A 2832-nucleotide genomic window follows, 5' to 3' on the forward strand; every position below is an offset into this window, starting at 1 on the left:
GTTCTCTTCAGCGCGAAGCATTATCCGGCAAGACGTCACCCGGAATCCGTGGTTGCCCCGGTTGCGCAACGTACCGCCCGGTGACGGGGGACGATGCCCGGGCGGCGTCTCTGAGTCGGCCTACCATGCGCAGCAGCTGTAGTCCGAAATCGGTGGCCATGTCGAATGCGTTGCGCCCGTCGGGCGCCACCAGGCCGTCGCTCGCGCCGAGCGATATCAGCAGCCACATGAGCTCGACCCGGCCGCTGGCGGCGGCCTGCATCAGGCACGTGATGTCGTTCCCGTTCGCGTGATCAATGTCGAGGCCGGCCCCGATCAACCGCAGGATCGGCGCGGGTGCGCCGCCCAGACACGCGTACCAGAGCGCCTGGTTACCTTCGTCGTCGAGCGCGCCGACGTCTGCACCTTCGCCTAGCAAGCCGGCGACTATGCGGTCTTCGCCGTGCAGCGCCGCCACCATCAGCGGCGTCATGCCCTCAATGCTGCGCGAATGAATGTCCGGGAAGTCGTGGCTCGACAGCCATGTTCCGAGCGTTGCGCACGTGGCGTCGCGGCCGCTTGCGCTTTCGTATGGGACAGTTTCGTTGGGCAGTGACATGATGGCACTCCGGCTCGGTGGATAGGCGTCGCCGTCACGGGGGCGCACAGCTGCAGGTTGAGGCGCCCGACGCGCACTGAAAGGTACGTCAGACCGGCCTGTTTTCGTTTGGATTGCGAACCGGTCCCATCACTTCGAGTCCTTCCGCGTAACTGATCGTGTCAAACGGTACGTCAAAGAGGATCGCGGCGTCGGCGATCGCGTCGAGCTTGCCGGCCGTGTCTTTCCTTTTCAGTTCGCTCTTCTCCAGATGCAGGAGTTCGAGCATCTCGTTGTAGACGGTCGATTCCACAATCGGCAGCACGTAGAACATCGCTCCGTTGTACGGCACCTGATAGCGCCTGGACAGATCGATGTTGTCGCAGAACAGGAAATACGTTCCGCTGGCCGAGAGGGCATCGCCGAGCACTTCCGCGACGTCCCTCAGGTGTTCGAAGCTCAATAGCCAGCCGGCGAAGAACGGGAGGTGCGGGTCGCCGACGTCCGCTACCGCCATGACCTGTTCGCAGGAAAGCTCGGGCGGGCGCGCCTCGTCGGCGAGCCGCGGCCCAAAGCGTAGCGCGAGCTCACCGCGAAAGCCGATCCGGCCAGGCGCGTCCGTATGCCCCTTGAACACCGCGTTAAGGAGTCGGCCCTCGTGCTGCAGACGGGCCAATGGGGTTTCGTCGAGTTCACGGGGGCTGATCGTGTCAGTCATTAGCATTCCTCTTTTCCAGATTCTGGCGCGCCCGTGGATCCGGGCGCGGGATCGTACATCCTCAGCGGGACGGCCCAGAGGGCTGCAACATCCGTACCAGCGCCAAGGGCGGCGAGGGCGGGGCCGGGCAGGCTGAACGGACGGGCGGCCCGGTGCTGCCCATGTCGTTTGCGACAAAAGGCGCGGGGTTTGTCGGGAAGGCGACGTCGCGAACGTCGCAGGCCGCAATGCAGGAACACCTGCCGGAAACCCGGCCTGCCCCGGGTTTCGACGATCTGCGCATTTATGGCACGAAAGCTGCGTCGACGGGGCCGCGCGGACACAATCCGGCCGATGCGTGACTCGACAGAAGAAGACCATACGGACACCGCAGGCTGAGGACATGGTCGCGGCTTTGCAGACCTGATTCGCAACCCTGGTTTCACCTTCCATGTCAATGGAGTACGACAATGTCTCAACTTCGGCAAATCGCCTTCTACGGCAAAGGCGGCATCGGCAAGTCCACCACGTCGCAGAATACGCTCGCGGCGCTGAGCGACCTCGGGCAGAAGATCCTCATCGTAGGGTGTGATCCAAAGGCTGACTCGACACGCCTGATACTGCACGCGAAGGCGCAGGACACGATTCTCTCGCTCGCGGCGGAAGCGGGTTCAGTCGAGGACCTCGAACTCGATGACGTAATGAAGATCGGCTACAAGGACATCCGCTGCGTCGAGTCGGGCGGCCCTGAGCCGGGCGTTGGCTGCGCGGGCCGCGGCGTCATCACGTCGATCAACTTCCTCGAGGAGAACGGCGCGTATGACGGTGTGGACTACGTGTCGTACGACGTGCTCGGCGACGTGGTGTGCGGTGGCTTCGCCATGCCCATTCGCGAGAACAAGGCGCAGGAAATCTACATTGTCATGTCAGGCGAGATGATGGCGATGTACGCAGCGAACAACATCTCGAAGGGCATCCTGAAATACGCGAACAGTGGGGGCGTGCGCCTGGGCGGGCTCATCTGCAACGAGCGCAAGACCGACAAGGAACTGGAGCTTGCCGAATCGCTCGCGACGATGCTCGGCACGAGGCTGATCCACTTCGTGCCGCGCGACAACATCGTCCAGCACGCGGAACTGCGGCGAATGACCGTGATCGAGTATGCGCCGGACAGTGCACAGGCGGGCCAGTATCGCGCGCTTGCCGAGAAGATTCATCACAACGGCGGCAATGGTGTGATTCCGACGCCGATCACGATGGACCAGCTCGAGGACCTGCTGATGGAGAAAGGCATCATGGTGCAGGTCGACGAGTCGCAGGTCGGAAAAAAGGCGGCCGAGCTGACCGCCTGACGAATGCCGGACGACGGTCGCCGTCCGGCGGCCGGATCCGGCGATGACATTCTCTACTTATGGGATATGCAATGACCGCGACGGTTGAAGAACGCAAGGCCGCCAACAAGGCCCTGATCGATGAAGTGCTGCAGGCCTACCCCGAAAAGATGGCCAAGCGCCGCGCCAAGCATCTGGGTTCCTTTGAACAGGGCAAGCCCGACTGT

Annotated in this window: 3 protein-coding genes; 1 reads left to right on the plus strand and 2 read right to left on the minus strand. The window is 63.0% G+C overall.

Annotation, left to right across the window (positions count from 1 at the left end; all coding sequences use genetic code 11):
- Positions 1 to 7: 7 nt before the first annotated feature.
- Both BN2476_RS44760 and BN2476_RS44765 read right to left on the minus strand, forming a co-directional pair.
- On the minus strand, positions 8 to 598 hold the full coding sequence (locus tag BN2476_RS44760) for an ankyrin repeat domain-containing protein (protein ID WP_087740475.1): 591 nt from the start codon (positions 596 to 598) through the stop codon (positions 8 to 10).
- A gap of 88 nt (positions 599 to 686) precedes the next feature.
- The gene (locus BN2476_RS44765) at positions 687 to 1295 is read right to left on the minus strand and encodes a hypothetical protein (protein WP_087740476.1); all 609 of its coding nucleotides are present in this window, start codon (positions 1293 to 1295) and stop codon (positions 687 to 689) included.
- Positions 1296 to 1744: 449 nt separating this feature from the next.
- Here BN2476_RS44765 and nifH point away from each other — a divergent pair, with 449 nt between their 5' ends.
- Positions 1745 to 2626, plus strand: coding sequence for a nitrogenase iron protein (nifH, locus tag BN2476_RS44775; protein ID WP_087740478.1), 882 nt, complete (start codon positions 1745 to 1747; stop codon positions 2624 to 2626).
- Positions 2627 to 2832 lie beyond the last annotated feature (206 nt).

Origin of the sequence: Paraburkholderia piptadeniae (assembly GCF_900007165.1) — a bacterium.
Classification (GTDB): Bacteria; Pseudomonadota; Gammaproteobacteria; order Burkholderiales; family Burkholderiaceae; genus Paraburkholderia; species Paraburkholderia piptadeniae.